The sequence below is a fragment of the Francisella orientalis FNO12 genome (assembly GCF_001042525.2).
Taxonomy (GTDB): domain Bacteria; phylum Pseudomonadota; class Gammaproteobacteria; order Francisellales; family Francisellaceae; genus Francisella; species Francisella orientalis.
In genome coordinates this window covers 276,629-301,339 of sequence record NZ_CP011921.2, presented here as the reverse complement: position 1 = coordinate 301,339, position 24,711 = coordinate 276,629, and the positions used below count along the sequence as shown (strand labels likewise).

Below are 24,711 nucleotides of genomic sequence, written 5' to 3'. Positions count from 1 at the left end.
TATGAGCCAACAAGATTTAAGTCCGTTTGAATTTAAGGATGAATTAATAAAATTAGCAACAAGTAAAGCCGATAGATTAATGTTAAATGCTGGTCGTGGTAATCCTAATTTTTTGGCAACCGTTCCAAGACATGCTTTCTTACATCTTGGAGACTTTGCACTCAAAGAATCTGAAAGATCTTATTCCTGTCTTGATAACATCTTTGGTGGCTTACCTGAAAAAAAAGGTATGTTAGAAAGATTTGATTTCTACTGTATGGCTAACGATAAGCTAGATGGAATTAGTTTTCTTAAAGCTGCAATCTCTTTTGTTGATGATCACTTAGGCATTAATAAAGAAGATTTTTTATATGAAATGACTAATGCATATCTTGGATGTAACTACCCTTCGCCACCAAGGATGCTTTCTATAACTGAAAAAATTGTAATGCACTACCTACGCGAAGAGCTCTATAAAAATACAGATATTCCACTAGAGTTTGATATTTTTGCAACAGAAGGTGGGACTGCTGCCATGACATATATTTTCCAATCTGTAAAAATAAATGGATTGCTTAATGCTAATGATAAAATAGTGATGATTAGCCCTATTTTTTCACCATATCTTGAAATTCCAGAGCTTCCAGAATATAACAATACTATAGTTCACATCTATGCTGATGAACAAGCAGACTGGCAAGTTACTGACAAAGAGCTAGAAAAACTATTAGACCCTACTATCAAAATTCTTTGCTTAGTAAATCCAAGCAATCCACCATCTGTCAAAATTAGTGACGCTGTTCTAGAAAAAATAGCGAAGATCATCGAAGATCATCGATCTGATTTAATGATTATTACCGATGATGTTTATGCAACCTTTTCAGATGACTTTGAATCATTATTCTCAAAATGTGGATACAACACCCTTTGTGTTTACTCATTCTCCAAGTACTTTGGAGCAACTGGCTGGCGTATCGGTACAATTGCTCTACACAAAGATAATATTTTTGACAAAATGATTAGCGAACTTGATGATAAAAAATTGCAAGAGCTTGATAAGCATTACAGCTCTCTTACAACAAATTCAAGAACATTAAAGTTTATTGATAGATTAGTAGCTGATAGTCGCTCTGTTGCACTAAATCATACTGCTGGAATCTCACTACCTCAACAATTACAAATGAGCCTTTTTGCACTTTCTAGCTTATTAGATAATCAAGATATTTATCGTAAAGAAGCAAAAAAGCTTATCAGAAGACGCTACAATATCTTATTTAATTCAATATCACCTAAGATACAGCACCGTTATAATTCAGATAATGTTGGATATTATACACTTCTAGATTTAGAACATCTCTCAACTGTAATTTATGATAAGTTTTTTTCTAAATGGTTAATACAAAATCATAGTGTCAATGATATGCTAAAAACTCTGGCATCTGAAATGGGGATTGTACTTCTACCTGGTAATGGCTTTGATGATCTACATCCTTCTGCTAGAGTCTCTTTAGCAAACTTACGCGAATGTGATTATAGAAATATAGGAAGCAATATTAGACAACAATTAGACAACTTATATTCTAAATATAAAAAATCTTGCTAAACCTCAAAACCAAATAGACTTTTGTCATACTAATTACTACAATATAACTTTTAGTGATTTAGCTGTAAAACATGTTGAAAACAATAGAATCATTCCTTGATCTAAAAGCAAATAACGCCTCAATAAAAAAAGAATTCCTAGCAGCACTAGCTTCCTTTCTAGCGATTTCTTATATCATTGCAGTAAACCCAAAAATACTAACTGCTGCTGGTATGCTCAGCAATCCTTTGGTAACAAGCGCAATCTTAGTATCTGCTTTTGGTAACATAATCATGGGGTTATTTACACGCAATCCTTTTGTAGTAGCTCCTGGTATGGGAATGAATATTTTCTTCTCATACACCGCAGTATCAGTGTATCGCCTACCATGGCAAACCGTATTAGGCGCAACATTTTGGTCAGGGATAATATTTAGCTTATTAGTAATTTTAAATATTCGTACAAAAATTATGCTAAGCCTCCCTAAGTCAATCAAGCAATCCCTAGGAGCTGGCATTAGACTCTTTATTGCATATATCGGCTTTATAAATAGTGACTTTATTACTTCTAACGAAGGCCTATTAACTTTAAATAGCATCAATCCACATACCGTATTATTTATGGTATGTTTAATATTATTAGTGATACTTTTCATAAAAAAATTCCTGTACCAATTATTATAGTAATCATAATAGGCTACATATTATCTATACCTTTAGAGCATTTTTCTCATGAAAAAATAATAGCTCTACCAACTACTATAGTAAGTGCTCCTGATTTCTCTTTGATAAGTCAAATAGATTTCATAAGTGGCTTAAAATTCGCTATTTTACCAACAATATTAACATTCTGCTTTTTAAGTCTTTTTGATGGTACTGGAACCATATATAGCTTATATGGAAGTATGCAAAAAGAGCATAATCATAGAGATAAAGAACTAAAAAAACCTTCCTTGCTGATGCTACAAGCGCTATAGTATCTAGCATACTAGGCTCTAGTCCTTCTACAGTAGTTGTAGAATCTGGTGTAGGTATTGCCCAAGGAGCACGTTCTGGTCTTACAGCTATCTTTGCGGGGTTAATGTTTTTACCATTTTTATTTCTATCACCATTAATTAGCTCTATCCCAATAGAAGTGATTTCTCCAGCATTAGTTCTAATAGGTATAATGATGATGCAACAAGTAGCAAATGTTAACTGGAATGACTTCATTCAAGCTACTCCTGCATTTTTCACCATGATAATGATGACTCTTGCATCATCAATATCAACAGGTATTGCTACGGGTATTTAGTCTGGTTCTTAATATCTGTTTTTTGCAATAGAAAAGAACTAAATATTACTGTAGGTATTATTACAATTTTCTGTGCAATCATGTTTCTTCATGCTGTTAATTTATTCTAAAAGCACTATCACTAGGAATTCTCCATCACTAGCCTAAGATATAATCACTAATTTTTAATAAAAAATTAACCATTTAGTATTTACTAATAATTATTGATTTAGCATAACTAAAATAATACCAATTAATTTGTGTCAATTTGATTTTAATAACTGTTAGGAGAAATAACCAATGGCTATAAAAAAACTATCGGCAATATTACTTACTTCTGTAGTATGTGTAAGCTTACTTGCTTCATGTGGGCCAAACAAAAAAGAACGTGCATTACAAGATCTAGAACAACAACAAAGCCAATTAAACGAACAGGCTAAACAGGATCAATTAGAAGCTAATACACTAACAACTGATGCTGGAAATCTTAATAAAGAAGCTAGGGCTGATATTTCTAAGTCTCAATATGACAAGGATCAGGCAAATGTCCTAGATGCGGAAGCTCAACAAAATCTTTCAAAAGCTGCTAGCCTAGATGCACAAATTGAGAAAGCAAAATCTGACGCAACAGAATAAAACAAGTCAAATTTTAAATTATTCTAACCCCATTTTTCTTCGTATTCTTTTTTATTCCAGCCAGTTCTAGCATAGTTGCTATCTACAACTAGAGGTCTTTTAAATAATAGGGCGTCGGTAACTAAAAGCTCAAAAGCTTCTTGCTCTGACAAGCCATCAATTTTTTCTTTAAGACCCATTTCCGTAAAAAGTTTACCTTTAGAATTGAATAAGTCTATTATTTGAAAATCACTAATTTGTTTTATCTCTCTCATTTCTCGCCAAGTAGGTTTATTTTCTCTGAGATTTATATATTCAACTTTCTTGCCTTTTTCTTCGAAAAACTTAAGAGCATTTCTTACGCTTGTACAATTATTTATCCCAAATACCTTTATCATATTATTCTCCTTCTTAAACTAATAAAAGAAACCTTTGATTCCATCAAAAACCATTTCTACCGAAATAGCAACTAGCATCAAACCCATAATTTTCGAAATAACATCTATAACGTGCTCTCCAAGAAATACGGATATCTTAGGCAAATACCTAAAAAAACAGCCTCAACACAGTTGCCACGAACAACAAACATAAATTTGCAATAGTTTTTGACTCGATAGTTGCAAAATATTCATGTGAATCTGTAATTACAGTAGCTATTGTCCCTGGACCAGCTAATAGTATAGCTAAGAGCACAACTGTTAAATCTCTAGCAGAAACACTTTTACTGTAGTATCTGATACTGGCTGTGCTAATACTCCCAAAATTCTCAAGCCAAAGAATAAAACAATTACCCCACCACCAGCACAAAAGCATCTTGGTTAATACCAAAAATAGATAAGATATCATTACCAAACCATACCATTAGACTAGTACAGCCAAAAATGCTAATATTATCGTGAAAACAATTGTATTCTTTTCTTTTTGATCTGATTGTTTTACAGTATCAAGATATATTCCAGCTAATGAAAATGGATTAATTATTGCAAATAAGCTAACAATAAATTTAAAATAATTGCTATTTTGACTCCTAATATCACGACATAATGGTTAATTTATAAATCATTACTCAAATACTATTTATCTAATAACTAAATGTAAACCCTCAATATACAATTTTTATTCAAAATAAACAGTATCATCCTTATATGTCTTCAATATAATATCCAACTCTTCTTTTGTAAGCTTATGCGATAATCTTGGCAACTCATTAATATCAAAAAAATCTACTTTATTAACCTCAAAATTTGGGCTATTCTCGCCACCTACAATTTCTGCTACAAATACCAAACTATAAACATTATAAATTTCACTTTGAGTATAATTATTTCTATCCATAAGCGCTAAAAATTTAGTCACCTTAATCTTATAACCAGTCTCTTCTTTAACCTCTTTGATACATGTTTCAACTGGTGAAAGATCAATATCACACCAACCACCTGGAATAGTCCATTCATTTGGAGTATCCACATCTTCAGCCATTAGAAGTTTATTATTTTGAAAAATAACCACTCGCACACCTGGCTGCGGTGTTGGATAATACATATCCCTGTATATATCATAAGGTTGCACATCAGACTTGATATACTCATGTAACATCTTTGAGCTCAGCTCTAATAGCTCATGGTAATTATCCAAGGCATATGGGCATTTAGAATAAACAATACCCGTATGAGATATTGCTTGGACTTTCTTTATAAACTCAAATATTTTATCTTTATGCATCAATTTATTTTTTCAAAACAAATAAAGTAAAATATATCACATATGCAACTTAAGATTAATGGCTAAACTTAGCTATAATATTATTTACAAGGCATTAAAGCAGTCACAATATATGAGAATAGAACATATTGCAATTTGGGTTAAAGATATTGAACTAATGAAAGATTTTTATTGTAAATACTTTAATGCAAAACCAAATGATAAATATATAACCCCCATAAAAGGCTTTTCTTCTTATTTCTTATCTTTTGAATCTGGAGAAAGATTAGAAATTATGCACTCAAAAAAACATGAACAATTTAAATCTCGATAATACAGAAAGATTTGGTTTAATTCATCTTGCTATATCAGTAGGATCTAAAGAAAAAGTAGATCAACTAACAGAACAACTAAGAAATGATGGTTTTAAAATTACAGGTGAACCTAGAATCACAGGCGATGGATATTATGAAAGCTGTGTATTTGACCCAGAACAAAATTTAATAGCAATCACAATCTAACAAAAAATCGCTATACCAAAAAATCAAAATCTACTATAAATTAATCTTTTTTGTTTTTATGTTTTTTACCACCATGGACTTTACATTTCTTTAGATCATCTTTTGAATTAGCTTTTTCTACACAGGCTTGTTTTTCTTGCAACATTTTAAGAATTTCTTGCTTTTTAGCCTCAAATTTTTGTTGCTTTACTTGTTTGATTATCTACATTTATATTCGAATCTTTTGCACTATCTGCAGCAAAAATAAGTACTGGAGAAGCCAATAGCGACATTAATAACATTTTTTTCATATATTGCTCCCTAAACTATCAAAAATGAAAAGAATTATAGATTTAATATACCACACATATATTCGTATTATCACTATAATACTTGTCACTAAATTCTAATTCTTTGAACATTAAGATATCGTAAATCTATTACCTCTATACCTTATAGAAATAAAAAATGACTAAACTACTGAATATGTAAATATATAGTAAAAATTTACACAATATACAGAATGATACAAATAGAATTAACCTTTTTTGATTTCAGCAATCTTAGCTTTCCAAAACTTAGGACCTTGCTTATGCGCTGAAACACCAAGAGAGTCTACAGCAACAGTTACTGGCATATCTTCTACTTCAAATTCATAAATAGCTTCCATACCAAGATCTTCAAAAGCGACAACTTCCGCTTTCTTGATTGATTTAGAGATTAGGTAAGCAGCGCCACCTACTCCCATAAAATAAATAGCATTATTTTTTGCAATAGAGTCAATAGTAGCCTGACCTCTTTCTGATTTACCGATCATACCGGCAATGCCTGCTTTCTCTAACATAAATGGTGTAAATTTATCCATACGCGTAGCTGTAGTAGGACCTGCAGGGCCAACAACTTCATCACCAACTGGATCAACTGGACCTACATAATAGATAAATCTACCTTTAAGATCTACAGGGAACTCTTCGCCAACATTATACATATCCTGTAAACGCTTATGCGCTGCATCACGACCAGTCAAGATCTTACCTGTCAATAAAACATTATCACCAGATCCAAGAGCTTCGATTTCTTCTTTAGTAACTGTATCAAGATTGATTTTCTTAACATCATCATTTTGTGCTTGCTCGATTACTGGCCAATCTTCGATCTTAGGTGCTGGCAAATCAACAGACCCAGAACCATCTAATGTGAAATGCACATGACGAGTAGCCGCACAGTTAGGAATAAGAGCTACAGGCTTACATGCTGCATGAGTTGGGTATTCATTAACCTTAACATCAAGCACAGTTGTCAAACCACCAAGACCTTGAGCACCTATACCAAGAGCATTAACACGATTATAAATATCTAATCTTAGTTGCTCAGTCTCATTTTGAGGACCATTTTTGATGATATCTTGCATATTAATCTCTTCACCTAGAGATTCTTTTGCAAGAAGCATAGCTTTCTCAGCTGTACCACCAATTCCGATACCAATAATTCCTGGTGGGCACCAACCCGCTCCCATCTGTGGAAGCATCTCTTCTACCCAGTCGATAATGTTATCACTAGGATTTAAAACTTTAAATTTTGACTTAAACTCAGATCCACCACCTTTTGCAGCGATATCAATCTCAATCTTATCACCATAAACCAAATCAATATGTACAATTGCTGGTGTATTATCTTTTGTGTTTTTTCTAGCTCCATTAGGTGGGAAAACCATAGATGCTCTCAAAGGGTTATGTGGATCATTATAGCCACGACGCACCCCCTCGTTAACAAGCTCTGTAATTGTTCTATCAGTTTTATCAAGCTTAGCATCCATACCAACTTTTACAAACGCACACACCATACCTGTATCTTGACAGATTGGACGCTTACCCATAGCAGACATTCTTGAATTGATAAGAATCTGTGCCATCGCGTCTTTTGCTGGCTTTGATTCCTCACGCTGGTACGCTTCATACATTGCATCAATAAAATCTTTCGGGTGATAATATGAAATATATTGCAATGCTTCTGCAACACTATTTATTAGATCTTCTGTCTTGATAACAGCCATTAGCTAATCCTCTTGTTTTTAAATACAATATTCACCTTTATTATACCAATATTAGCGAATGTTTTTTTAAGTTTATAATCTTATTATATCCATTTGCTATAGTTCTTAAAGCAACCAAGTAAGCCTCAAATATTTATGATTAGCACATATGAGAAACTACTTACACAAAAAAACACTAAGCCAACGATAACTCCATTAATAACTTTATCTTTCTTAGATTTAAGTGTTCCTTTCCTAACACTTTGCTTATACAAAGTCCTAACAACTACCACCGTAGCTATCAAACCAATTAAAATTGCAACCACACTAGCCAATAACATAATAATTACACATCCACGTAATTCACTCTTTGCTTAAACCACTTATCCACCAATTTCTTTTTTAGATGTGGATATTCACTTTCTACTATAGCTGTAGCACTAGATATTTTATCATAATTATCATAATACTCATTTATATCAAAAGTCTTAAATGTTGACACTCCTGACTGCTCTTTACCTAAGATATCTCCCGCTCCGCGTATCTCGAGATCTTTCTCAGCCAAATAAAAACCATCTTGCGACTCTCTTACAAGCGATAGTCTCTTCTTGCCAACTTCACTTATCCTATCACTATAAAGCAATATGCAATAACTCTCCTTTGCCCCTCTACCAACTCTTCCTCTTAGCTGATGAAGCTGAGATATGCCCAATCTTTCGGCATTATCAATAATCATAATACTAGCATTTGGTACATCTACTCCAACCTCAATCACTGTAGTGGCAACCAATACCTTGTACTTTTTGGCTTTAAAATCACTCATCTCTTGTATTTTATCTTTTGATTTCATACTGCCGTATACAAGACCCACATTTTCCTTGCTCAAAGCTTCTGCTAGTTCTTTATGTAAGGTTTTGACATCCTGTAAAAAGTCCATATTTTCAGACTCTTCAACCAAAGGACAAACCCAATATACTTGTTCGCCACGAGATACTGCTTCTTTAATCTTACCTATTAAACTTTGTTTTTTAGCTCTATTTAAGACCGTTGTTACTATAGGCTTACGATTAGGCGGTAACTCATCAAGTATTGATAATTGCAAATTTCCATACAGAGTCATCGCTAGAGTTCTAGGAATAGGTGTAGCTGAAATTATGAGCTGATGAGGCACCAAATGCCTATCGTTTAGAGATGATTTATTAATTAAAGCTAAACGCTGCTCAACACCAAACCTATGTTGCTCATCAACAACTACCAAACCCAAATTACAATATTCAACACGCTCTTGAAACACAGCGTGAGTTCCGACAATAACACAATCTTTTTTAGACTTAATAACCTCTAAACTTTCTCTAGTTTGCTTTGCAGTTAACTTACCTAATAGTGGTACAACCTCAATATCCAAATCTGCCATATATGATGCAAAAAAACTATAATGTTGCTCAGCCAAAATCTCTGTAGGCGCCAGCACAACTGCTTGATATCCTGACTTAACTGCAGTATACACAGCCATAGCTGCCACAATTGTTTTACCAGCGCCAACATCACCTTGCAGAAGTCTTATCATTGCACTTGATTGACTTATATCCGTTAAAATCTCTGTGATTGTACGTTGCTGAGCTGGGGTTAATTGATAAGGTAGCTTTTTATAAAATTCAATTTGCTGAGACTCTTCTAAAGACAATCTTGGAGCACTACTATTTGTTATGCTTTTACGAATACTCTCCTCAGCAAGTTTGTAGGCAAGCATTTCTTCAAACTTTATGGAAGATCTAGCAATATTTATAAGTTTGTCATCTATAGAATCTGTAAGAGCATGAACATAATACAAGGCATCACTAAAACTCATCAAACCAAATCCACGCAATAGCTGTCTTGGTAAAATATCTGCAACACTTTTACTTTTAAGGCAAGATAAAATTATTCTAGACACTACTTTATCAGAGACCTTTTTTAACCGATAAACTGGTGAAAACTCTTTTTTGATAGCACACATACCATCTTTTATAACTGCCCATTCTGGATGAACCATTTGTGGATTCAACGATAAATCGACTTTACCATAACAGCGCACATATTCAGCATTTTCAAGCACAACTATTTGATTAGGGTAAAATTTAAACATTACAATAGTACAAATTCCAGTCTCATCATTTACTATAAAGCGTAAGAATTTCTTACCAAACTTCTTGTATGTTAAATTGGTTATTCTACCCTCAATGAGATACTTCTTATCTGTCACCAAAGAACTTATGGTGCTGACAAAACGAGTATCTTTGCACTCTTTAGGAAAGATTGTCAAAAGGTCATCCGGATTATACAGATTATATTTAGCTAACGCTTTAATAGTTGCCTCACCAACACCTTTGACTTCATTAAATTGCATAAACTTTTAAATCAGAAAGTCGACTGAGTTGAATTTTAACATCTCAAAAGTCAAATTAACAATTCAATTGCTAATACAATCATTTATTGTTAAATTTGAATAATCTATTTATAACTAAAAAGCATAAACATTATGAAACAAAAAGTTTTTATTGCGATTTCGATTACATCAATTTTAGGATTAACTACATGTGGACAGACTGGAGCTTTATACTTACCAGATGAAAAAAGTGCAAGCTCCGGTTCTACTATTGCTACTTCAGGCTCTAGCATAATGAATAAATCCAAACAACAAAACTCATCATCAAACAATGCCAATGAGAAAATAGATTACGATCCGAGCACTCCGTCAAGATACGTTAACCCAACTACTGCTCAAGCTTATGAAGGAGAAGGCCACTTTAATTACAATAGCAATATTTTGGATTCAGAGCAAGCAGGCGGAACTCCCATAATATAAACTCGAAAGTTATTATTCACAGACAAAACAATAAAACTTATTTATATTACAGGTTTACTTTTTATACAAAAAATAATAAAATCTTCGAGATATTGTATAATAAATAATAAATAAATTTGCCCAGGGAGGGTTTCTAGATGTCTAAAGTTTGTATAGTTACAGGTAAAAGACCTGCTACTGGTAATAATGTTTCTCACGCACAAAACAAAACAAGAAGAAGATTTTTACCTAATCTTCATACTCATAGATTTTGGGTTGAAAGTGAAAATAAATATATCAAGCTAAAAGTTAGCTCAAAAGGTATGAGAATCATTGATAAGAAAGGTATCGATACTGTTCTTAGTGATCTTAGGGCTCAAGGCCACAAAATTTAATCAAAGTTTTTTATAAAAAGGAATAAAAAAATGAGAGAAAAAATTAGATTAGTTTCTTCTGCTAAAACTGGACACTTCTATACTACTACTAAAAACAAAAGAGAAATGCCAAATAAAATGGAAATCAAAAAGTTTGATCCTTTTGTTCGTAAGCATGTAATGTATAAAGAAGCTAAAATCAAATAAGATACATTCTTAAACTTTTAAGGCCTTACACTATGAAACAAGCTTTTCATTTTAAAGGTGGTAACTATACTATCAGTGCCATTAATATTAATGTAACTGAAATTACACAGATTGAGAGTTTACTAAACTCTAAGCTTTCGCAGTCACCATCCTTTTTCCAAAATACTCCTTTTGCGATTGATATTCGTGATATAGACAAAAGTGAAAAGTGCACTATCAACTTCCTAGAGAAAGTTATTGAATCATTCAAATCCAATGGTATGGTTCCTATAGGCTTTGTAGTTGATAATAAGGAAATAAAAACTCAACTAGCTAAAGCTGGACACAACATACTCAAAGGCGGGAAAGCTAAAGATGCTAACGCCGAGGATGAAAAACAGTCTTATTCAACAAAAATAATCACCTCTCCTGTTCGAACTGGCCAATCAATCAATGCTCGTGATGCTGACGTAATTGTTACTGCCAATGTCAATAATGGCGCCGAAATCATTGCTGATGGTAGCATCATTGTATATGGTAGAGTTGGTGGTAGAGTAATTGCTGGTAGCTCAGGAAATAAAGATGCTAAAATAGTTTGTAAGGACTTAAAAGCGGAGTTAATATCTATTGCGGGTAAATATGTTACACTTAATAATGAAAGTATACCTGTTGACGATTCTAAAACTGATGGATATATAGTGTACTTACAAGATGACAAAATCCATATAGAAGGTTTATAAAATTTTTAATAAGAGGCTTAAGCTAAAATGAGTGAAAAAAAGCAAGGTAAGGTTTTCGTAGTTACTTCAGGTAAAGGCGGTGTTGGTAAAACAACTTCAAGTGCAGCTATTGCATATGCTTTTGCAAAAAGAAACCTTAAAACAGTTGTTATTGATTTCGATGTTGGTTTAAGAAACCTCGACCTTATTATGGGTTGTGAAAGAAGAGTCGTTTATGACTTGATAAATGTTGTAAGAGAAGAAGCTACTATAAATCAGGCTATTATTAAAGATAAAAGAATTGATAATCTTTATCTTATTCCCGCATCTCAAACTAGAGATAAAGATGCACTGACCGAAGAAGGCGTAGATAGAGTAATTGAAGAATTAAAACAAGCCTTTGATATAGTTATTTGTGACTCTCCTGCAGGTATTGAAAAGGGTTCTCTAATGGCTATGAGATGTGCCGATGCAGCAATCATAGTAACTAATCCTGAAGTTTCATCTGTAAGAGACTCTGACAGAATATTAGGTATGTTATCAAGCAAGACTCTAAAGGCTCAAAAAGAAGGCGAATTCAAAGAAATCCACCTACTTCTTAACAGATATAATTCAGCTAGAGCGAAAGCAGGAGCTATGCTAAAAGCTGAGGATGTTAGTGAAATATTATACACACCTATCGTAGGAATAATTCCTGAATCTAAAGATATCCTTGAAGCTTCAAATAGTGGGCATCCTATAACACATCTTGATGATACTATAGCTGCCAAAGCATATTTCGATGCTGTAGATAGAATACTTGGTAAAGATATACCAATGAGATATACAGAACAGAAGACAAGTTTCTTTAAAAAATTAATAGGTAAATAGTAACCATGTTAGCTAAACTTTTTGGATTAGGTAAAAAACAGCAAAGTGCTTCTTTAGCAAAAGAAAGACTTCAGATTATTGTTGCTCATCAAAGAAATGAATTACATCCAAGATCTTCAAAAATCAGTAGTCATTTACTTGCTGAACTTAAAGATGAGATTATTGAAGTTGTCAAAAAATATGTTGCTTTATCTGAAGACAATATCCGCGATATTGATATAAAAGTTGAGGATAGTAGCAAAAACTCAACAATTGAAGTTAATATCCCATTCAATTAATTATTCATAATAATGAACAATATTAGTTTCAAGAATGTTTCCTTTTACAGAGGTGAACGTTGCATCTATGATGATATCACAATCTCAATCCCAACAAATAAGATAACAACTGTTCTAGGTCCATCAGGGGCTGGTAAAACTACTATATTACAACTTATTGCCGGACTAATTAAACCTGATTTTGGTGAGATACATATCGCTAATAACATTATCAAAAAAAACACAAAAGAAAAACAGCTTGCTCAACTACGTAAGAAGATGGGTTTTCTTTTTCAATCCGGAGCACTTTTTACTCATCTAAGTGTATATGATAACATCGCATTTCCTTTACGAAAAAATACCAACCTAAGCGAAAAACTAATTAGAAATATAGTTTTACTCAAACTGCAAGCAGTTAGATTAGCTCATACTATTGATATGATGCCCAGTGAACTATCAGGAGGAATGGCACGCAGAGTCGCATTAGCAAGATCTATAGCGATGGATCCAGATATTATGATGTATGATGAGCCATTTACAGGTCAAGATCCCGCTTCTTTTAACAAGTTGTTAGAGCTTATTTCAACACTAAATGAATCATTAGGAATGACTTCTTTAATTGTCTCACATGATATACAAGAATCATTGAGTATTTCTGATCACATTATAATAGTCGGCAACAAAAAAGTCATAGCTAGCGATACTCCTGAAAATATAAAGAATAGTAAAGATAAACAAATACAAGATTTTTTGGCTGGTAGGTCTCTAGAGAATAACAGTAAAAACTCTATAGATAAAAACTTCTTTTATAAAGAAATTTTGAGGTAATTATGTCAGTTTTTAATAATATATATAAACTTACAATTTCACTGATATATAGTTTTTTAAAATCTATTGATATTGTATTAAGAATAGTTTTTAGCAAATTAAGCATAAGAGATTGCATAACTCAGATAAAAGCAGTTGGTGTTAACTCTGTTATTATCATAGTAACATCTGGGATTTTTATAGGATTAGTATTAAGCCTACAAGGTTATTACACATTGTCAAAATTTGGGGCTCACTCGCTACTAGGTGTGATGGTTGCATTAAGTGTTCTAAGAGAATTGGGTCCTGTAGTTACAGCAATGCTTTTTGCTGGACGCGCTTGCAGCTCAATCACATCTGAAATAGGGCTAATGAAGGCTACAGATCAAATCAATAGCCTAAAGGTTATGAATGTTAATCCAATTAGCTTTATATTATCTACAAGATTTTGGGCATGTGTAATTAGTGGACCAATCTTAGCTCTTATCTTTGCAACAGTCGCAATACTTGCTGGGTTTGTACTCGCAGAAGCTGGATTAGGGATAAGTTATGGAGAGTTCTGGAGCAATATCCAATCATCTGTAACAATCTCAGATATTACAAATGGCATTATTAAGAGTTTGGTTTTTGCATTCATAACTGCATGGATAGCATTATACCAAGGTTATTATTGTATTGCTGATTCAAACGGCATAGCTAAAGCTACTACAAAGACAGTCGTATATTGCTGTATGAGTGTCTTAGGTGCAGATTTAATTTTGACATCAATCATGTTTGGGGGAATTTAATGAGGAATAAGCATTTTGAAACCTCTGTAGGGATTTTTATCATTATAGGTGTTTTATGCCTTATATTTTTAACATTCAAAGTAAGTGGAACCTCTTTTAAATCCTTTGGATCAAATGAATATACAATTGAAGCGGATTTTAAAAATGTGGGATCTCTACGCACAAATGCTTCTGTAAAAATTGCTGGTGTAGAAGTAGGTAGAGTGACAAAAATTTCATTAGAAAAAACCTATAATGGCTTTATGGCAGCAGTCTCTATAGCAATAAATAGCGATAAGAAAATTCCTGCTAACTACTCTGCTGCAATAGCAATGTCAGGCATTTTAGGAGATAACTATGTTGCGCTAACTCCACCTAGTGAAGATATAATGTCTATAGCAGGTATTGGTCATACCGAGATCAACTCCGAGCAAGATAAGTATCTACACCAAGGTAGTGTGATAGAGCTAGAAAATACACAATCTGCTTTAGATCTAGGATCATTAATAAATACCTTTGTCGCAGGAAAGGATGACGACAAAGGTAAGTGATAAGATTTGCTACTTTTAAATATATTATTTTTGTATTAAAATCTATGCTCGTAAATTAAATCTAGGGAAACTGAATATGCTACGTAAAATTTCAATTTTATTTATAATTATGGTATTGACTATATCAAGTGCTTGGGCTATAGAAAATCCAGTTGATATGCTCAACAGAACTATAGTACAAACTCAAGATAAGCTAATCAAAAATGCTGATGAATACAAACAAGACCCATATAAATTATTGCGTCTTGTTGATGCAGAAATTATTCCAATAGTTGCGCCTAAAGTGATTGCACAACTTGTAGCTGGTACTCCAAAATGGAAACAAGCGACTCCAGAGGAACAAAAACAATTTATACGTTCGGCAACTGAAATGTTAGCATTCATGTATGCTAAAAATGTTGCCTACGCTGGAAAATATAGATTGACACTATTCCCATTCAATAAGGATGATAATAGCTGGGAGAAAAAACCTATAGTTGTTGTAAATGGTAAAATTACTAACATTGATAACAATCAAAGCTCAGACTTTGCAGTAAAAATGTTCCAAAAAGATAATCAATGGCATATATATGACTTTGATGTTGCTGGCGTAAGTATTCTAAGAACATATCAACAACAATTTGCAGCCTACAAAACTGTTCCTGAGATGACAGAAGCTGCTCAAAAAGTTACTCAAAAAATCAAAGAAAAAACATATCCGAAACTTTTAGACATGAACTATAATCTTCAAAGTATAGAATGATAAAGATAAATAATAATAAATGGGTTATAGAATCAGAATTGATACTAAAAACAGTTTCTCAACTCTATAAAACATATAAAAAAGAACTAACTACGCTAGGCGACATATGGATTATTGATTTTTCAAAATGTAAAAAAATCGATAGCTCAGGTTTATCACTAATCATTGAATATATAAAATGTGCTAAAAAAAATAATATACAACTAAAGCTAGAAAATATTGATCAAAAAACACTTTCTTTAGCGAAGGTTCATGGTGCAAATACTATATTAAAAGAATATATAATTTAGTAATATTGGGAGAAAATATGACAAAAGAACAACTTAAAGATATTTTAGAAAATTCACTAACAAACTGTAACGCCGATATTCAAAGTGATGATAATGTACATTTTTCAGCTACTATAATTGCTGATGATTTTAACGATATGAAAAGCAAAGTTAAAAGACAGCAATTGGTTTACTCTAAAATAAACGAGTATATCATTTCTGGTGAACTTCATGCTATAGCAATGAAAACTATCGCTACTAATGAAGTTAAATAATTACCATACACCATAGCATTGAATCGCGTCATAGGTGATAATGAACTTATTGTTCTAGCAGCTTCCTCAACATCAAACTACTATAAAAATTTAAGACAGAAATAATGTAGTAATTAATACTTATCAGATAACAACTACTCATCAAGATTAAAAACGAATATATCTAGTTCTTACCTAATATTAAAATCTCGGAGATAATCATTACTTCATACTGCGAAGCTAATACTTATGATAAGGATTTTAGCTCCGCATTTGGTTTGTACGTAAATATACTAGTTACAAAGCACAACATATATCTTACACAATGTCATATAGACAGTGACATTATTGCTATTAGCCAGTTAAGTAAAATCACTTCAAAAATATAATTCCCATTGATTGCTCTTATATCTATGAGCTAGCTGAGGCCGTTAGATGTATAGTCTCTATAACTAAGAAATGAAAATAAAGATAGATTTATAATTTTTTTAAAAGAATATAACAACTTAGCCTTGTTCAGCAAGAGTTTGTAAAGTAGCTGCTGGAGAATCTGCGTCTCCTGGTAAGTCAGCTTTAGCATCATTAATTTGAGTTTGAGGTTTTTCTGACTCAGTTTCTATAGTGTCATCTTTATCAGTGTGAGCCAAGTCAAGAGCAGTACTATCTTTTGAATAAGTCTGATCAAACGCTTCTTGAACTTGAGTAGCTTTATTAACAGTACCAATATTACTCTTAAATATAACTGGTGGCTCTGAAGACTTAGCAGCTGCTGAACCCGTCGTAGCAATTTTGCCTTCTATATTATCATTATCCATTCCTAATACACCAAGTACTGCCATATCTGTCTGAAGTGCTGCATCATCTTTACGTAGATTTTGCTTAAGCACTTTAGCTATACCATAGTCATAACTTTGTAGATAAGCATTTCTCATTGCTATATATGGATCTACTGATACCTCTTTCAGATTCGAATAAGAAGGTAAGTATGATACACCTTGGTTTACATAATATGTACCAGTAGTACCAACACTCACACCCCAAGAAATAGCTGGTGCTACAGGCGCGAAGAAGAATATATACGTCAATGGATTGAATAAAGCATCTACACCTGTTGTAACATCTTCTAAAGTACCTGGTCCAATCAAAGGCCATACAACATAAGGAGATGCCTCATTATCATCATATACACCCCACTTATGTAGAGTAACAGCAAAGCTTTGGTGATATCTCATTGGCTTATTGAACCAACTATCAGCGACATCAAAATAACCTACAAGACCTAAAGTTGTATTTGTTAAGAACCTTACACTATCATCGCCAGCATAGTCTAATTCACCTTGGAATAAATCATTCATAATTCTCGCAGGTTCTGCTAAGTTCTCGAATATATTAAATATACCACTTTTGAACGAATCCGGAACAGTAGCATCATATGCATTTGCTGCTGGAGTTAATGTCTCATATGCTTTATCATTAAAAGCATACATTGATCTATTATAGCTCTCAAAAGGATCGCGATTATCTTTAGTTGCTTTCATGCTAGAACAACTACCCAAAGTTATCCCCACAATAGACAACATTAAAATATTCTTAACATTTGATTTCATTAAAATTAGTCTCTTATTTCAGGTTGGTAAAAATATACAGACCCTATTATAGTAAATTAGTATCAAAAACTCTAATAAAAATTTTCTTAGATACTATATCTTTGATATTATTTAAAAAATATATATCTAATAAAAAATAATAAGCATGAGCAATATAGATAATAATGAAGTCGATAAATTTTCTCGTTTAGCCAGTGATTGGTGGAATCCAAATGGAAAATTAAAAACCCTACACCAAGTAAACCCTTTAAGATTAGAATTTATCAAAAAACATATAAACTTAGATGATAAGAAAATTATTGATATAGGTTGTGGTGGTGGAATTCTAACAGAATCATTAAAAAAACAAACTAATGATACCTATGGGTTAGATGCTTCTTCACAAGCTATTAGTATAGCTAAGGAGCATGCCAAGCTAAGTAATATTGAGATAGAGTATATAAATTCCACTATTGAAGATTTTGTTACTAACAGTAATACTCAATTTGATGTTGTAACTTGTATGGAAATGTTGGAACATGTTCCAGACCCTGAAAGTATTATTGCTTCTATTTCAAAACTTACCAAAAAAGATGGGCTATTTTTTGCATCAACATTAAATAGGAATCTTAAGTCATATTTATTATCTATAGTTGCTGCCGAACACATCTTAAAAATGGTACCTCAGGGAACACATCAATACACTAAATTTATTAAACCTTATGAACTTATAAAAACAGCTGAGAAATATGGTTTTAGTGCCATCGAAATAACCGGTGTACACTATAATCCACTCGCTGATAGCTTTAAGCTTGGTAAGGATACCAATGTTAACTATATTGTCGCATTCAAAAAGGTATAAATATGCAGTATAACTATTTTAATTATCCCAATGAGAAGCTCCCTCCATATGGATCGGTAGTTTACTTTGCATATCGTAAACTTAGTACAAAAAAACAAGAGATTCTTTATCTTCTTGATCAAATAAAGTCTCAAATAATTTCATGCACCGAGCTATACAATAATATTGAGATTGCTAATGAAAAAATGAATTGGTGGCTTAAAGAAGTAAATAACTTAAATAATGATAAAAGTATTTCATCTCCTCAACTAAAAAAATTAGCTGAAGTTTTTGATGCTAAAACTCTATACAAGCATTTAGCAGATGATATAAGTACATCTATAGATAATAGTAGTGCTACAGAAATAGATTTTAAGTGCCATATATCTAATAATTTCCTAGGTATAGAAACTTTGAAAATGATGTATCTAAATGATTTTGCAGCAACTGATGAATCTTTGATTAAACAAGTTAATATTAATAATGAGATAATAAGACATATTTTCTGTATGCCTAAACATTTTTATAATCAAATTTCGTTTGATAATAAGATTACTCCTACTATGTCTAATGAAGATTTTAGAAATATAGCTAATCAATGGTTACAACACTATAAAAAGATAAGCTTGAGCAAAAAACTTAAATCATTAGAGAAAATCAATAATATCCATTATAGAATGGTAAAAAAATATATTAAGAAAGTTGATAATCCCTTTAGAGAGACACTACACTTCTCTCCCTTAAATTTACTATTTTACTCGATTTAAGCATAGTAGTAGATGATACATAGATATAAACTATTTATATTCTTTTTATACTTCCTTAGCATAAATCTAGCTGTCGCAGTCCCATCTCTCTATCCTTACACAGGATTTACAGAGCAACCTAACTTCAGGTATGATAAAAATCTAAGCCCTTATATTAGCAACTATGGTCCTCTCTATAATCAACAATATAAACCTATTAAAACAAACTCATCCCCATATCAAGTTGATATTCAAGGTCAGAATAGCTCCGGAGGATTTTATACTGGTATTAGCAAAAACTTTACCTTCTAATTTTTCAGTTTAACAAATAACTCTATTGCTAAATGGCTCGATTAAAGTGTATATTCTAAATTACCTGTGTTTTTTAAAAATAGGGAAACTTATAATGGGGACGATTAATTCGAAGAAAATATCTCTACTGAGTGCTGTACTTATTGGGGTGACATCCATGGGTTGGCTCCGAGTGGCTATTTAGTGCTCAGCTTACAGCAAAAGCCGCTGGGAACTGGGCATTTTTAGCATGGGTACTAGCATCAATTGTGATTATGATGGTTGAACTATGTCTAGCAAAAGTTATTTCGGTATTTCCGGTAAGAGGAGCTACTACAAGATCTAGCGCTCTTTCCCATAACAGCTTATTCGCAATGCCTTTTGCCTTTGCCAACTGGTTTGGTGTTGTGGTCATGATTTCTACAGAGGCTCAAGCAACTACTCAATATTTAGCAGGATTAAAAAGTTTTAGCTGGTTAATAGATGGAAGGGTATCTCAACTTATGGAATGATATTATCTCTGTTTATTCTTTTTCTTTACCTAATCATTAACTTTTATGGTGTAAAACTCCTATCTAGTGTTAATAATAGTATAACTATATTCAAGATGACTGTGCCCGCGCTTATAGTCGTTATATTTATTGTTTATGCGTTTACACATAGTGGTGAACATCATAGCCTATTATCTCCAGAGATACCTAACAATAACTTTACAGCTTATAATGCTCTTACTGCAATTGTTGCCGGTGGGCTTGTGTATACATTTAATGGTTTCTAGATAGTGGTTGCTTACAGTAGTGAAATCAAAACCCCTTCTAGAAATGTTCCTATAGCAATAATACTATCGCTAACAATAGTTTTAATACTCTATATTGCTTTACAATATGCCTTTATGGAAGCTGTACCGCATAGCTACCTTATTGAAAAAAGTGGTTGGGCTGGACTAGATTTCGAGTCTCCTTTACTACAGGTTGCAACAATGATAGGACTAGGATATATTGCCGTACTATTAATCATCGATAGTATTGTTAGCCCTTCTGCAACTGGATATAGTTATCTTGGTGCTTCTTCTAGAATGTTATACGCGATGTCTGCTGAAGGTCAAATGCCAAGATTTTTTGCTAAAATAAATCAAAAAGTTAATATTTCGAGAAAATCACTTATTGCTAACTTTATTTTATGTGCAATCTTCTTGATGTTTGCTGATAACTAGGCTGCTTTGATGCTATTTGTTACAGGTTTCAATATTATCGGTTATATGGCTGCTCCTGTTAGTATGGGTGCTATAGCTCCTAGATTAAGAATATTCGGTCTAGTTGTATTTGTACTTTTAACACTCCTATTAAATACTGTTGATATCTTATCTAATATTTATCTCGGCGTGATTCTCGCTGTACTGGTTATTATATTCTGCTTTTTGAATATAAACGTGTCAGCATCAAAACTCTAATGATACTGGTACTTCCTTTTATAATATTTATATGTGCTAAAGCTCCTGTAGAAAACTATATAATTAATGCAATTGCTGGAGCTATATTCTATATTGTAGTTACTGATAAGCGCTATGTGGCATACTGTAAAGAAACTGCTAATAAAGATAATATTGTTGAAGATTAAAATATCTCAATTATTTGACTCAAATCTCTTTCCCTCTAACTTGTTATAATCAAATATTTTAGCTAAACTCTAGATCAAATTGATATTTTGAATAGCTAAGAAATGTTAGTAGATAAGCTAATTAACCTTAAAACTGCTACAGATATAGTTAATAATAATAAACACAGCTCTTTTGGTTACGCTATAAAAAATGCTAAAGGACAAGTAATAACTTGTAATCACATGTTCTTAAAGTCGACAGAAGTAGCTAGTCTAAAAGAATTGCAAGGCCTATCAGATCAAGATATAGAATTGTGGAAAGATGATGTCTATGATTATGCTATCGGAGAGAAAATATCAATTGATTCAAAATCGTACTATCTTTCAACTGAATCACTAGCAAATTAGACTGGTATTGAACCAGCAACGATTCTAACAGAAAAAATACCATTTTATGATGAGGATGGTAAAAACTATATTTTGGTTAGAATTAAGATTCTACAAAATAATGATTTAATTAAATGTAGAATTTACACGCTCAACGATGCACCAATAATTGAGTTTAAATATTATTTTGAAACACTTAAATTCACAGCTAAAGAATACCAGACTCTTAAGTATCTAATTGAACATAATCTAGAATATAATCAAATAGCAAAACTAATGAATTATACATCAAGCTCAATAAAAGCATGTATTTCAAAGATGTACGTTAATCTTAATATATATTCAAAAAATTATAGAAAACTAAATTTTTTACGCTCACTATTAAAGTACATGTTCCTGCCAGAGCTAAATAGAGAAATTTCAAAAATTATAAGATTTTGATAAAATGTGACTGAAAAATTACAAATTATACACATAAATATTTTATAATTGATCTCTGAAATGATTATTTCGCTAATAAACAAAAAGCATAAATAATGAGCAAACAAATAAGAATCCACATAAATATAATCCTGCATAAGTCAATGAATCGATACTTATCAAATTCTTCGGCATGACAAACCCTGCTATCATAGCAACTAGGATACCTAAAATACCCATAACACATAAACTATAAAAAATTAGCTCATTGTGTATAATATTTTTTTAGCTGTTTTTCTAAGTCGTAACGCTGCTAAAAACATCAAAATATACATAGTCAAATATACTTCTGTATTAAGTGATATTAACACCCAATAAAAAGAATTCATATTATTCACCATAGTTGTTATCAATGATAATCCAACAACAACTAACCCTTGTACATATAAAATATTACTAGGAACGCCATAACTGTTATTAGTAGAAAATCTCTTTGGTAAGTAGCCTCTTTCAGCAGCTTGGCGCAAACTCACAGCAGGACTTAAAGCCCAACTGATAGCCGAGCCAAATGCTCCTAAAACTAAACCAATACTAATCAAAGGCATTGCGGCTGGTAAACCTAGTCTTTCAAAACCAATCTTAAAAGTCTCAAAAAGACCATTGTATAAACTTATAGAACCAGCTGGAATTAGAAAAGCTATAGTCAAAGCTCCCAAAAACATCATTAATACAATAAATATTACTGCTAAAAAAATTGCTCTAGTAAATGTTTTCTGAGGATCTTTTAGCATCTGAACATATACTAAACATAACTCTATCCAAAAAAAAGAAATAATAACCACAGTTAATGCAGATATATCTTTCAGCGCTGATAAATTAAATGATATCTGAGATATTTTGAGCTCTAGAGGATAGCCCTTAACCAACCAAAAACCAATAAATATAAAAAGTACCAAAACAGGAACTACTACTCCAAGAATCATACATATAAAAGATACTACCGCAGATTCTTTGATACCAAAATGATTAACAACCATTATCAACAAATACACAGTTACCATAATACTAGCTATAGCTAGAGGATTCACGAAACCAAACACAGAATATATAGTGGATGACATAAATAGCAAACTAGCAGGAAACCAGATTACATTACTACTCCATTGTGCCCAAATTGCAAACATACCAGCATTATCATTAATATCCTTTGAACACCACTGAAAGATCTGATTTTGATGTTGATCGGCGAAGTTTGCACTAAGTTCAGCCGAAATAAATGATACAGGTATAAGAAAAAATACAACACCAATTATAAAAAATAATGGCAAATACTCACCAAATACAGCTAAAGAAGGCAAATTTCTCACAGAATCTACTAATATAATTATCAAACCTGTTAATATTAATAAAGATAGATTATTTTTCATCAACATTGATCTTTTATAAATTTAAGTCCTATAGTAGAAATAAATAGCAAATTAGTAAAGTCAAATATTGAGTATCTTCGTAATAAAAATCCTCACTCAAAAATAATGTTTATCGTCAAAGCTAATGCCTATGGTGTAGGTATAGAAAACATCTATAAGGTAATTAATGATTTAGTTGATGCTTATGGCATAGCTCGTATAGAAGAGTATTATGTTCTAAAGAATTTGGGCTGTACAAAAGATATAGTTTTCCTAAGTGGTATATATGCAGAATGCTTTAACTTTAAGATACCTAAAAATGTTATTCCTATACTTAGTAATGAATTACTAATCAAAGACTATATAAAGTATGAAGATGATAAGTCAAAACCAATTATGCTTGATTTTGATTGTGGTATGGGAAGGTTTGGTTTTTATAGAGATGACTTTATAAAACATCTTGATACACTAAAAAGTTCCGGATTTTCAAACATAATATTATTCTCACATATTCCAACGGGATATAACGGCTATAATAAATCTAAAAAATATATTAATAAAATTCTTTCGTTAGCTGAAGAAACCAAACTTAAATACACTTTCTCTAACTCACCAGTTTCTCTTTTTGATACTGATTTTCAACAAGAGTATATCCGTTCTAGCTCTGCAATATTAGGCTATGATCAAGAACCTAAAGAAATCAAGTTTAGTTTATCTCTTAAAGCTTGTATTATCTCTATCAGAGATATCCCCGAAGGAGAATATATAAGCTATGGTAATGAATATTTCTGTAATAAAAATACGACTGTAGCTATTTTAAATATTAGCTATGCCGATGGACTAGGTTGTGAAATTCATCATGATTCATATCTACTTAGCAATGCTACTAAGTGCTCTATCCTATCAATAAATATGGATTATTTATACGTAGATATATCAGCTATTAAACATCAGCTAAAAATGCTTGATATGATTGAACTATTTAGACCTAATAGCCTAAGCTTAGAACAACATGTCAATATGTACAATATAACTAAAGATGAAGCACCCACCAGGCTTAATGCTCTAAGAGTAAGAAAGCTAGTACGATAAAAGAATATAAATTCGAAGCTTTGTATATTTGACAAACATTAAATG

General features: G+C 32.1%; 30 protein-coding genes and 2 pseudogenes. 22 read left to right on the top strand and 10 right to left on the bottom strand.

The features are described from left to right. Position 1 precedes the first annotated feature (1 nt). The 3 genes and pseudogenes from FNO12_RS01650 (at position 2) to FNO12_RS01640 (ending at position 3,469) form a co-directional block, all read left to right on the top strand. The gene (locus FNO12_RS01650) at positions 2 to 1,582 is read left to right on the top strand and encodes a bifunctional aspartate transaminase/aspartate 4-decarboxylase (RefSeq protein ID WP_030003354.1); all 1,581 of its coding nucleotides are present in this window, start codon (positions 2 to 4) and stop codon (positions 1,580 to 1,582) included. Between the two features lie 71 nt (positions 1,583 to 1,653). Then, a pseudogene (locus FNO12_RS01645) lies at positions 1,654 to 2,964 on the top strand (NCS2 family permease). 169 nt (positions 2,965 to 3,133) lie between these two features. Continuing rightward, positions 3,134 to 3,469: a hypothetical protein gene (locus FNO12_RS01640; RefSeq protein WP_014714418.1), complete on the top strand. Its 336-nt coding sequence runs from the start codon at positions 3,134 to 3,136 to the stop codon at positions 3,467 to 3,469. Positions 3,470 to 3,492: 23 nt separating this feature from the next. Here the strand turns inward: FNO12_RS01640 and FNO12_RS01635 are convergent, their stop codons facing one another. The 4 genes from FNO12_RS01635 to FNO12_RS01625 all read right to left on the bottom strand — a co-directional run bounded on the left by FNO12_RS01635 (position 3,493) and on the right by FNO12_RS01625 (position 5,170). After that, a complete protein-coding gene (locus tag FNO12_RS01635; RefSeq protein ID WP_014714417.1) occupies positions 3,493 to 3,846 on the bottom strand; it encodes an arsenate reductase family protein in 354 nt (117 codons plus the stop codon). Positions 3,847 to 3,864: 18 nt separating this feature from the next. Next, entirely contained in the window at positions 3,865 to 3,990 is a 126-nt protein-coding gene (locus tag FNO12_RS10045; RefSeq protein ID WP_231138676.1) for a MarC family protein, read from the bottom strand. A gap of 4 nt (positions 3,991 to 3,994) precedes the next feature. Next, entirely contained in the window at positions 3,995 to 4,294 is a 300-nt protein-coding gene (locus FNO12_RS10040; RefSeq protein ID WP_231138675.1) for a hypothetical protein, read from the bottom strand. A 270-nt stretch (positions 4,295 to 4,564) separates the two neighbouring features. After that, positions 4,565 to 5,170 carry an NUDIX hydrolase N-terminal domain-containing protein gene (locus FNO12_RS01625; protein WP_014714416.1) on the bottom strand — a complete coding sequence of 202 codons (606 nt, stop codon included), beginning with the start codon at positions 5,168 to 5,170 and terminating at the stop codon, positions 4,565 to 4,567. A 112-nt stretch (positions 5,171 to 5,282) separates the two neighbouring features. Here FNO12_RS01625 and FNO12_RS10035 point away from each other — a divergent pair, with 112 nt between their 5' ends. Both FNO12_RS10035 and FNO12_RS10030 read left to right on the top strand, forming a co-directional pair. Next, the gene (locus FNO12_RS10035) at positions 5,283 to 5,483 is read left to right on the top strand and encodes a VOC family protein (RefSeq protein ID WP_231138674.1); all 201 of its coding nucleotides are present in this window, start codon (positions 5,283 to 5,285) and stop codon (positions 5,481 to 5,483) included. Then, a complete protein-coding gene (locus FNO12_RS10030) occupies positions 5,461 to 5,670 on the top strand; it encodes a VOC family protein (protein ID WP_231138673.1) in 210 nt (69 codons plus the stop codon). Before FNO12_RS10035 ends, FNO12_RS10030 begins: the two co-directional genes overlap by 23 nt. Before the next feature lie 517 nt (positions 5,671 to 6,187). Here FNO12_RS10030 and FNO12_RS01610 read toward each other — a convergent pair. The 3 genes from FNO12_RS01610 to FNO12_RS01600 form a co-directional block, all read right to left on the bottom strand. Beyond that, on the bottom strand, positions 6,188 to 7,702 hold the full coding sequence (locus tag FNO12_RS01610) for a fumarate hydratase (RefSeq protein ID WP_014714415.1): 1,515 nt from the start codon (positions 7,700 to 7,702) through the stop codon (positions 6,188 to 6,190). A 125-nt stretch (positions 7,703 to 7,827) separates the two neighbouring features. Continuing rightward, the gene (locus FNO12_RS01605; protein ID WP_014714414.1) at positions 7,828 to 8,022 is read right to left on the bottom strand and encodes a hypothetical protein; all 195 of its coding nucleotides are present in this window, start codon (positions 8,020 to 8,022) and stop codon (positions 7,828 to 7,830) included. Between the two features lie 5 nt (positions 8,023 to 8,027). After that, positions 8,028 to 10,067, bottom strand: a complete 2,040-nt coding sequence (locus FNO12_RS01600) for an ATP-dependent DNA helicase RecG (protein ID WP_014714413.1) — start codon at positions 10,065 to 10,067, stop codon at positions 8,028 to 8,030. 132 nt (positions 10,068 to 10,199) lie between these two features. On the opposite strand from FNO12_RS01600, the gene FNO12_RS01595 reads away from it, so the two are divergent. The 12 genes from FNO12_RS01595 (at position 10,200) to FNO12_RS01540 (ending at position 16,322) form a co-directional block, all read left to right on the top strand. Beyond that, positions 10,200 to 10,526: an LptM family lipoprotein gene (locus FNO12_RS01595; RefSeq protein WP_014714412.1), complete on the top strand. Its 327-nt coding sequence runs from the start codon at positions 10,200 to 10,202 to the stop codon at positions 10,524 to 10,526. A gap of 137 nt (positions 10,527 to 10,663) precedes the next feature. Then, a complete protein-coding gene (gene rpmB, locus FNO12_RS01590) occupies positions 10,664 to 10,900 on the top strand; it encodes a 50S ribosomal protein L28 (RefSeq protein ID WP_004286518.1) in 237 nt (78 codons plus the stop codon). Between the two features lie 30 nt (positions 10,901 to 10,930). Beyond that, the gene (rpmG, locus tag FNO12_RS01585; protein ID WP_014714411.1) at positions 10,931 to 11,086 is read left to right on the top strand and encodes a 50S ribosomal protein L33; all 156 of its coding nucleotides are present in this window, start codon (positions 10,931 to 10,933) and stop codon (positions 11,084 to 11,086) included. A gap of 32 nt (positions 11,087 to 11,118) precedes the next feature. Continuing rightward, positions 11,119 to 11,805 (top strand): septum site-determining protein MinC, encoded by a 687-nt coding sequence (minC, locus tag FNO12_RS01580; RefSeq protein ID WP_014714410.1) that lies wholly within the window; start codon positions 11,119 to 11,121, stop codon positions 11,803 to 11,805. A 27-nt stretch (positions 11,806 to 11,832) separates the two neighbouring features. After that, positions 11,833 to 12,654, top strand: a complete 822-nt coding sequence (gene minD / locus FNO12_RS01575) for a septum site-determining protein MinD (RefSeq protein WP_014714409.1) — start codon at positions 11,833 to 11,835, stop codon at positions 12,652 to 12,654. Between the two features lie 5 nt (positions 12,655 to 12,659). Beyond that, complete coding sequence (gene minE, locus FNO12_RS01570; RefSeq protein WP_012279974.1) at positions 12,660 to 12,932, top strand: cell division topological specificity factor MinE; 273 nt, start codon at positions 12,660 to 12,662, stop codon at positions 12,930 to 12,932. Positions 12,933 to 12,944: 12 nt separating this feature from the next. Next, positions 12,945 to 13,739, top strand: a complete 795-nt coding sequence (locus FNO12_RS01565) for an ABC transporter ATP-binding protein (RefSeq protein WP_014714408.1) — start codon at positions 12,945 to 12,947, stop codon at positions 13,737 to 13,739. A gap of 2 nt (positions 13,740 to 13,741) precedes the next feature. After that, positions 13,742 to 14,506 carry an MlaE family lipid ABC transporter permease subunit gene (locus FNO12_RS01560; protein ID WP_014714407.1) on the top strand — a complete coding sequence of 255 codons (765 nt, stop codon included), beginning with the start codon at positions 13,742 to 13,744 and terminating at the stop codon, positions 14,504 to 14,506. Then, complete coding sequence (gene mlaD, locus FNO12_RS01555) at positions 14,506 to 15,036, top strand: outer membrane lipid asymmetry maintenance protein MlaD (RefSeq protein WP_030003349.1); 531 nt, start codon at positions 14,506 to 14,508, stop codon at positions 15,034 to 15,036. Before FNO12_RS01560 ends, mlaD begins: the two co-directional genes overlap by 1 nt. 76 nt (positions 15,037 to 15,112) lie before the next feature. Then, entirely contained in the window at positions 15,113 to 15,778 is a 666-nt protein-coding gene (locus FNO12_RS01550) for an MlaC/ttg2D family ABC transporter substrate-binding protein (protein ID WP_030003348.1), read from the top strand. Then, complete coding sequence (locus FNO12_RS01545) at positions 15,775 to 16,068, top strand: STAS domain-containing protein (RefSeq protein ID WP_014714404.1); 294 nt, start codon at positions 15,775 to 15,777, stop codon at positions 16,066 to 16,068. The genes FNO12_RS01550 and FNO12_RS01545 overlap by 4 nt, the downstream gene beginning before the upstream one ends. Positions 16,069 to 16,085: 17 nt before the next feature. Next, positions 16,086 to 16,322, top strand: coding sequence for a BolA/IbaG family iron-sulfur metabolism protein (locus tag FNO12_RS01540; RefSeq protein ID WP_014714403.1), 237 nt, complete (start codon positions 16,086 to 16,088; stop codon positions 16,320 to 16,322). Positions 16,323 to 16,807: 485 nt separating this feature from the next. Here FNO12_RS01540 and FNO12_RS01535 read toward each other — a convergent pair whose 3' ends face one another. Next, complete coding sequence (locus FNO12_RS01535; protein ID WP_014714402.1) at positions 16,808 to 17,908, bottom strand: MlaA family lipoprotein; 1,101 nt, start codon at positions 17,906 to 17,908, stop codon at positions 16,808 to 16,810. A gap of 145 nt (positions 17,909 to 18,053) precedes the next feature. On the opposite strand from FNO12_RS01535, the gene ubiG reads away from it, so the two are divergent. The 4 genes and pseudogenes from ubiG to FNO12_RS10025 all read left to right on the top strand — a co-directional run bounded on the left by ubiG (position 18,054) and on the right by FNO12_RS10025 (position 21,769). After that, positions 18,054 to 18,749 carry a bifunctional 2-polyprenyl-6-hydroxyphenol methylase/3-demethylubiquinol 3-O-methyltransferase UbiG gene (gene ubiG / locus FNO12_RS01530; protein ID WP_014714401.1) on the top strand — a complete coding sequence of 232 codons (696 nt, stop codon included), beginning with the start codon at positions 18,054 to 18,056 and terminating at the stop codon, positions 18,747 to 18,749. 2 nt (positions 18,750 to 18,751) lie between these two features. Beyond that, positions 18,752 to 19,495: a hypothetical protein gene (locus FNO12_RS01525; RefSeq protein WP_014714400.1), complete on the top strand. Its 744-nt coding sequence runs from the start codon at positions 18,752 to 18,754 to the stop codon at positions 19,493 to 19,495. Positions 19,496 to 19,880: 385 nt separating this feature from the next. Beyond that, a pseudogene (locus tag FNO12_RS01515) lies at positions 19,881 to 21,382 on the top strand (APC family permease). A 102-nt stretch (positions 21,383 to 21,484) separates the two neighbouring features. Next, positions 21,485 to 21,769, top strand: a complete 285-nt coding sequence (locus tag FNO12_RS10025; RefSeq protein WP_231138672.1) for a hypothetical protein — start codon at positions 21,485 to 21,487, stop codon at positions 21,767 to 21,769. Between the two features lie 492 nt (positions 21,770 to 22,261). Here the strand turns inward: FNO12_RS10025 and FNO12_RS10020 are convergent, their stop codons facing one another. Together FNO12_RS10020 and FNO12_RS01505 are read right to left on the bottom strand one after the other, a co-directional pair. Continuing rightward, positions 22,262 to 22,408: an amino acid transporter gene (locus FNO12_RS10020; RefSeq protein ID WP_200146890.1), complete on the bottom strand. Its 147-nt coding sequence runs from the start codon at positions 22,406 to 22,408 to the stop codon at positions 22,262 to 22,264. A 20-nt stretch (positions 22,409 to 22,428) separates the two neighbouring features. Next, complete coding sequence (locus FNO12_RS01505) at positions 22,429 to 23,595, bottom strand: APC family permease (protein ID WP_162494793.1); 1,167 nt, start codon at positions 23,593 to 23,595, stop codon at positions 22,429 to 22,431. A gap of 15 nt (positions 23,596 to 23,610) precedes the next feature. Here FNO12_RS01505 and FNO12_RS01500 point away from each other — a divergent pair, with 15 nt between their 5' ends. Then, positions 23,611 to 24,666, top strand: a complete 1,056-nt coding sequence (locus FNO12_RS01500) for an alanine racemase (RefSeq protein WP_041257276.1) — start codon at positions 23,611 to 23,613, stop codon at positions 24,664 to 24,666. Positions 24,667 to 24,711: the final 45 nt, after the last annotated feature.